Source organism: Cellulomonas septica, from assembly GCF_012396155.1.
In the GTDB taxonomy this organism is placed as follows: Bacteria; Actinomycetota; Actinomycetes; order Actinomycetales; family Cellulomonadaceae; genus Cellulomonas; species Cellulomonas septica.
The window spans coordinates 1-6,571 of record NZ_JAAXOY010000145.1; the positions used below are offsets into that span (position 1 = coordinate 1).

The window sequence follows — 6,571 nt, forward strand, 5'->3', positions numbered from 1 at the left end:
CGAGGTCGACGGCGACGACGGTGCGCAGGTCGGTGCGGTCGCGCGCGGCGAGCACGGCCGGGACCGCCTTCTGCCAGACGAGCGCGACGACCGCGCCGGAGTCGGCGAGCTGGTGCGCGAGCTCGTCGGCGGTGTAGGTCGGGTTGTGCTCGACGACGACCGCCCCGATCCGCAGCACGGCCTGGAACGCGACGACGTGCGCGGGGCAGTTGGGCAGCGCGAGCGCGACGCGGTCATCGGGCCGGACGCCGAGGTCGAGCAGGACCTGGGTGGCGCGCGCGACGCCGTCCGCGAGCTCGCGGTACGTCGTGGTCGCGCCGAGGAAGTCGAGCGCGACGCGGTGGGGCCAGGTCGCGGCCGCGCGGTCGAGGGCGGCGGTGAGCGGCTCGTCGGGGACGTCGACGTCCCGCGGGACCCCGGGCGGGAGGTCGAACGAGAGAGGCAGCGCGCTGTCCATCGCACGACCGTAACCTACGCAACCGTAAGTTACTAGTCCGTAACTTACATCTCACCCCGACGACGCGGCCTCACCGCGACGGCTCGGAGCGGGCCGCACGTGCGACGTCCAGCGCGCGGCGGAGCGACCGCGACGACCGCTCCGTCGGTGCCGTGATGCCCGCCGGCGGATCCGCCGCACGGGTCAGCGCGCCGCGGCGCTCGGAACGGCCTCGTCCTCCGCCGCGGCGAGCACCGACGGCAGCCAGCGGAGCTGATGCTCGAGCTGGTGCGCCTGGCCGCCCTCGTGCTGGTTGAACGTGTAGACCTCGATGTCCGTGCGCGGCCGCCCGCCCGTCAGACCCGCGTAGTGGTTGTACGCCGCGAACACCGTCGACGGCGGGCAGGTCATGTCCCGCAGCGCGACCGAGAACAGCGCCGGGGCGGTCGCCCGTCGGGCCAGGTGCACGCCGTCGAAGTACGCCATGGTGCGGAACACGCGCTCCTCGGCGCCGCGGTGCACCGCGAGGTACTGGACGAGCTCGCCGTACGGGAACGCGTCGGTGATGTCGACCGCCCGGCGGTAGTGGCACAGGAACGGCACGTCCGGCATGGCCGCCGCGAGCCCGTCGGACAGCCCCGCGGCCGCGAGCGCGACGCCGCCGCCCTGGCTGATGCCCGCCACGGTCACGCGCCGCGGGTCGACACCCGGTAGTGCGCGCACCGCGTCGACCGCACGCACCGCGTCCGTCATGAGACGGCGGTAGTAGTGCTGCTCGGGGTCGTGGATGCCGCGCGTCATGACGCCCGGCGACGCCGGTCCGGAACCCGCCGGGTCGGGCGTGTGGCCGCCGTTGCCCCACGTCGAGCCCTGCCCGCGCGTGTCCATGACGACGTGCACGAAGCCCGCCGTCGCCCACGCGAGCCGCTCGTGCGCGAACCCGCGCCCGCCGCCGTAGCCGATGTACTCGACCACCGCGGGCAGCAGCTCGCCCGACTCCGCGCTGCCCGCCGGACGGGTCACCCACGCGCGCACCGGCTGACCGTCGAAGCCCGCGAACGTCAGGTCGTCGACGTCGACCAGGCGCAGGCCCGCGTCGGTCCGCGTCACGTCGACCAGCACCTCGTGGCGGCGCGCCTCGGCGAGCGTCGTCGCCCAGAAGTCGTCGAGGTCCGCGGGCTCGTCGAGCTCCGGGAGGTACCGCTCGAGCTCGGGCAAGGGCAGGTCGAACAGGGCCATCGTGCTCCTTCGGCGATGACGTGCGGACGCGCAGCGCGCCGCGCACGGCGCACGTCGGGACGCTACCGCCCGGCACCCCACCCTCGGTAACCGCCTCCCCCGGTCCCCCCGCTCCCAGCCGCCCGGCGAGACCGACATGAACGCCGTTCGCGACGGTGGAACGGCGTTCATGTCGGTCTCGACGGACTGAGCGGGGCCGCGACGGCGGCTGCGGGGCTAGCGGGCCAGGAAGCCCAGGAGGTCGTGGCGGGTGAGGACGCCGACGGGCTCGCCGTCGTCGACGACCATGAGCGCGTCGGCCTTCTGGAGGGCCTCGCGCGCGTCCTGCACCGACTCCCCCGACCCGATGAGCGGGAACGGCGCCGACATGTGCCGGTCGACCCGGTCGGACAGCGCCGCCGCGCCCGAGAAGACGGCGTCGAGCAGGTCGCGCTCGCTCACCGACCCGGCGACCTCGCCGACCTTGACGGGCGGCTCGGCCCCGACGACCGGCATCTGCGAGACGCCGTACTCGTGCAGGATCTCGATCGCGTCGCGCACGGTCTCGGTCGGGTGCGTGTGCACGAGGTCGGGGAGCGAGCCGGTCTTGGTGCGCAGCACGTCGGCGACGGTCGCGCCCTGGTCGTCGGCGAGGAACCCGTACGACCGCATCCACGAGTCGTTGAAGATCTTCGACAGGTACCCGCGGCCGCTGTCGGGCAGGATCACGACGATCACCGCCCGCGCGGCGGCGTCCGGGTCGCGCTCCTGGAGCTCGCGGGCGTACCGCAGCGTCGCCTCGACGGCCATGCCGCACGACCCGCCGACGAGCAGCCCCTCCTCGCGCGCGAGGCGCCGCGTCATCGCAAAGGAGTCGGCGTCGGACACCGCGATGATCTCGTCGGGGACGGTCGGGTCGTACGCGGCGGGCCAGAAGTCCTCGCCGACGCCCTCGACCAGGTAGGGCCGACCGTCGCCGCCCGAGTAGACCGAGCCGGCGGGGTCGGCACCGATCACGACGACGCGACCGCCGTCGGCCTCGGACCGGTCCGCGGACACGTCGTGCAGGTAGCGGCCGGTGCCCGTGATGGTGCCGCCCGTGCCGACGCCCGTGACGAGGTGCGTGACGCGCCCGTCGGTGTCGGCCCAGATCTCCGGGCCGGTCGACTCGTAGTGGCTCGCCGGGCCGTTCGGGTTCGCGTACTGGTTGGGCTTCCAGGCGCCCTCGATCTCGCGCGTGAGCCGGTCGGACACCGAGTAGTACGAGTCGGGGTGGTCCGGGGGCACCGCGGTGGGCGTGACGACGACCTCGGCGCCGTACGCGCGGAGCACGTCGCGCTTGTCCTGGCTCACCTTGTCGGGGCACACGAAGACGCAGCGGTAGCCCTTGCGCTGCGCGACCAGCGCGAGCCCGACACCCGTGTTGCCGGACGTCGGCTCGACGATCGTGCCGCCCGGGCGGAGCGCCCCGCTCGCCTCGGCGGCCTCGACCATCTTGAGCGCGATCCGGTCCTTCACGGACCCGCCGGGATTCATGTACTCGACCTTCGCCAGGATCGTGGCGCTCAGGCCCGCGGTGACCGACGACAGCCGGACGAGCGGCGTGCCGCCGACCAGCTCGGAGATGTGCTCGGCGTACTTCACCGACAAGACGTTACCGGCCGGTAGCGCGAGAGGTGCGCTACCGGCCGGTGAGGTCGTGCGTGGGGTCGTCGCGGGCGACGACCCGGGATCAGTCGCCGCGCAGGATCGCCAGCAGGCGGAGCAGCTCGAGGTAGAGCCACACCAGCGTGACGACCAGGCCGAACGCGGCCGACCACGCGAGCTTGCGGGGGGCGCCCATCTCGACGCCGCGCTTGATCGAGTCGAAGTCGACGATGAGGCTCGCCGCCGCGAGACCGACGGCGACGAGGCCGACGACGATCCCGAGCGGGCCGCTGCGGAGCGGGCCGAACTCGCCGCCGCCGACGTTGAAGATCATGAGGACGACGTTGACCAGCGAGAAGACCAGGTAGCCGACGAGCGCGACGATCAGCCAGCGCGTGAACTTCGGCGTGACCCGGACACGGCCCGAGCGGAACAGGAACAGCGACGCGGCGAACACCGCGAACGTCGCCAGCACGGCCTGGACGACGAGGCCCGGCCAGCGCTGCTCGAAGTAGAGGCTGATCCCACCGAGGAACACACCCTGCGCGACGGCGTACAGCGAGATGAGGACCGGGCTGGGCTCGCGCTTGAACGCGTTGACCAGGCCCAGCACCAGGCCGACGACCGCGCCGACGACCCACAGGCCCGGCACGAGCGTCCACGTGACCGCGGCGCTCACCACGAGGAGCGCGAAGAGGCCCGCCGTCTTGATGATGACGTCGTCGTAGGTGAGGCGTCCGGTGTCACGCGCGGTCGCGGACGGCGCCTCGTACATCTTGTCGAGCGTCACCGCGTCGATCGTCTGGGTCGCCATGGCGCCGGTGCCGGCACCTGCCTGGGCACGCGCGCGGTTGCGCCGGTCGTTGGGGTCCCCGAAGACGGGACTGTTGCTGAAGACGGGGTTGCTCATGGCGTCCTCCGGGACGGCTTGGGCAGGCGGTCGGTCACTGGTCGGGCACGCCGGGATCGGGCGTTCATCGTACGGAACGTCGTGGGCGCCCGGATCGTTCCAAGGGAGGAGGAGGGCGATCTCCCTGATGCGACCTCAGGGTGACCCTGACCTCGATCTCAGGTCTTCCGACGGATGACCTGCGCGTCTGCGCGGGCCTAGGGTCGATCACGGCCACAACGCTCCCGACTTGAGGAAAGACGATGATCGAGGCACAGGGCCTGACCAAGAGATACGGCAGCAAGACCGCGGTGAACGACATCTCGTTCACGGTCCAGCCCGGCAAGGTGACGGGCTTCCTGGGCCCCAACGGTGCGGGCAAGTCGACGACGATGCGCATGATCGTGGGCCTCGACCGCCCGACGCACGGCACGGTCACGGTCAACGGCCGCCCGTACGCGCAGCACCGGTCGCCGCTCACCGAGGTGGGCGCGCTCCTGGAGGCGAAGGCCGTCCACACGGGCCGCTCGGCGCGCAACCACCTGCGGGCGCTCGCGGCGACGCACGGCATCCCCGAGAAGCGCGTGACCGAGGTCATCGCGATGACCGGCCTCGACGGCGTCGCGAAGCGCCGCGTCGGCGGCTTCTCGCTCGGCATGGGCCAGCGCCTCGGCATCGCGGCCGCCCTGCTCGGCGACCCGCGCACCCTCATCCTCGACGAGCCCGTCAACGGCCTCGACCCCGAGGGCGTGCTCTGGGTCCGCAACCTCGTCAAGTACCTCGCCTCCGAGGGGCGGACGGTCTTCCTGTCGTCGCACCTCATGAGCGAGATGGCGCTCACGGCCGACCACCTCGTCGTCATCGGCAAGGGTCGGATCATCGCGGACGGACCCGTGTCCGACGTCGTCGCCCGCGCGACGCGCTCGACCGTCCGGGTCCGCTCGCCGCAGGCGACGCAGCTCGCGCAGCTCCTCGCCGGTCCCGAGGTCACCGTCAACCCCGTCGAGCCGGGTGTGCTCGAGGTGCTGGGGGCGACGTCGGAGGGCGTCGGCGAGACCGCGGCCGCCGCGCGCATCGTCCTGCACGAGCTCACGCCCGTCACCGGCTCGCTCGAGGACGCGTACATGAGCCTCACGCAGGACGCCGTCGAGTACCACTCCGCCACCGTGCCCGGCACGGCCACGACCGCCCAGGAGCAGTCCGCATGAGCACCGCGACCCTGTCCCCCACCGCCCCGGCCAAGGCGCCGTCGGCGAGCCCGTACCGGGTGACGTTCGGTCACCTGCTGCGCGCCGAGTGGATCAAGCTCTGGACGGTCCGCTCGACCATCTGGACGCTCGCGATGACCGTCGTCGTCATGGTCGGCCTGGTCGCGGCGGTCGCGGGCGTCATGTCGACGCAGATCGACGACGCGCCCACGGGTGCCGAGGCGATCGACCTCGGCCTGACCCCGTTCCTGCCCGCGGTGCAGATGGCGTCGATCGCGGTCGTCGTGCTCGGCGTGCTCGCGATCTCCGGCGAGTACACGACGGGCATGATCCGGTCGAGCGTCGCCGCGGCCCCGCGCCGCACGCCTGTGCTGTGGTCGAAGCTCGCGGTGCTGACCGCGACGATCCTCGTCGTCGCGGCCGTCGCGGTCGCGCTCGGCTACGCGGTCGCGTACCTGTTCCTGTCGCGCATCGACCTGGCGCCGGAGCTGTCCGACCCGCAGGTCCTGCGGGTCCTCGGCGGGTGCGCGCTGTACCTCGCGACGATCGCGGCGTTCGCGTTCGCGATCGGTGCGCTGCTGCGCCACTCGGCCGCGGCGCTCGCGACGATCCTCGCGCTGCTGCTCGTCGTCGAGAACGTCGTCGCGGCCATCCCGTGGGAGCCGCTGCAGTACGTGAGCCCGTTCCTGCCGGCCACCGCGGGGTCGAAGATCACGCAGACCGACATGACGGTCGACATGGTCAACTCGATGTCCGAGCACGGCGCGAACCTCACCGCGTGGCAGGGCTACGGCGTCCTCGTGGCCTGGGTGGTGGTGCTGCTCGGGGTCGCCGCGGTGCTCATGAAGCGACGCGACGTCTGACGTCCGCACGGTCCGTCGTCGCCTCGTCGCGACGACGGACCGTCCCACGCACGGGCGCGCCACCGTCCTCGAGCCACGGCTCGATCCCGCGGTGGCGCGCCCGTCGCGTCCCCGACCCGCACCCGCAGCCCTCGACCGGAGGACCGACCGATGACCGAGGCGCTCGCCGTGCCGACCCCGGACGGCCCCGTGCCGACCGCGGTCGTCCTGGCCGCCGTCGTGCTCGTGCTCATGGCCGTCGTGACCGTGCTCGCGGCGCAGGCCCGGCGCCCGGTGCTCGCGGCCGGGATGACGGGGGACGTCGCGCTGG

At 72.9% G+C, this 6,571-nt stretch carries 6 protein-coding genes; 2 read left to right on the forward strand and 4 right to left on the reverse strand.

From position 1 onward, the window contains the following. The 4 genes from HGA02_RS07635 to HGA02_RS07650 all read right to left on the reverse strand — a co-directional run. Nucleotides 1-457: AMP-binding protein (locus tag HGA02_RS07635; protein WP_168678520.1), on the reverse strand; the 457-nt coding region annotated here is incomplete at its 3' end. A 183-nt stretch (nucleotides 458-640) separates the two neighbouring features. Next, nucleotides 641-1,675 (reverse strand): acetylxylan esterase, encoded by a 1,035-nt coding sequence (locus HGA02_RS07640; protein ID WP_168678521.1) that lies wholly within the window; start codon nucleotides 1,673-1,675, stop codon nucleotides 641-643. A 216-nt stretch (nucleotides 1,676-1,891) separates the two neighbouring features. Then, complete coding sequence (locus HGA02_RS07645; protein WP_168678522.1) at nucleotides 1,892-3,298, reverse strand: cystathionine beta-synthase; 1,407 nt, start codon at nucleotides 3,296-3,298, stop codon at nucleotides 1,892-1,894. 88 nt (nucleotides 3,299-3,386) lie between these two features. Further along, nucleotides 3,387-4,211 (reverse strand): Bax inhibitor-1/YccA family protein, encoded by an 825-nt coding sequence (locus tag HGA02_RS07650; RefSeq protein WP_168678523.1) that lies wholly within the window; start codon nucleotides 4,209-4,211, stop codon nucleotides 3,387-3,389. Nucleotides 4,212-4,453: 242 nt separating this feature from the next. Here HGA02_RS07650 and HGA02_RS07655 point away from each other — a divergent pair, with 242 nt between their 5' ends. Further along, entirely contained in the window at nucleotides 4,454-5,398 is a 945-nt protein-coding gene (locus HGA02_RS07655) for an ABC transporter ATP-binding protein (protein ID WP_168678524.1), read from the forward strand. Then, on the forward strand, nucleotides 5,395-6,261 hold the full coding sequence (locus tag HGA02_RS07660) for an ABC transporter permease subunit (protein WP_168678525.1): 867 nt from the start codon (nucleotides 5,395-5,397) through the stop codon (nucleotides 6,259-6,261). The genes HGA02_RS07655 and HGA02_RS07660 overlap by 4 nt, the downstream gene beginning before the upstream one ends. Nucleotides 6,262-6,571: the final 310 nt, after the last annotated feature.

Bases quoted from the DNA above. Each gene is read 5' to 3' on its own strand.
- HGA02_RS07640 (WP_168678521.1), bottom strand. From the start codon at position 1,675: ATGGCCCTGTTCGACCTGCCCTTGCCCGAGCTCGAGCGGTACCTCCCG.
- HGA02_RS07650 (WP_168678523.1), bottom strand. From the start codon at position 4,211: ATGAGCAACCCCGTCTTCAGCAACAGTCCCGTCTTCGGGGACCCCAAC.
- HGA02_RS07655 (WP_168678524.1), top strand. From the start codon at position 4,454: ATGATCGAGGCACAGGGCCTGACCAAGAGATACGGCAGCAAGACCGCG.
- HGA02_RS07660 (WP_168678525.1), top strand. From the start codon at position 5,395: ATGAGCACCGCGACCCTGTCCCCCACCGCCCCGGCCAAGGCGCCGTCG.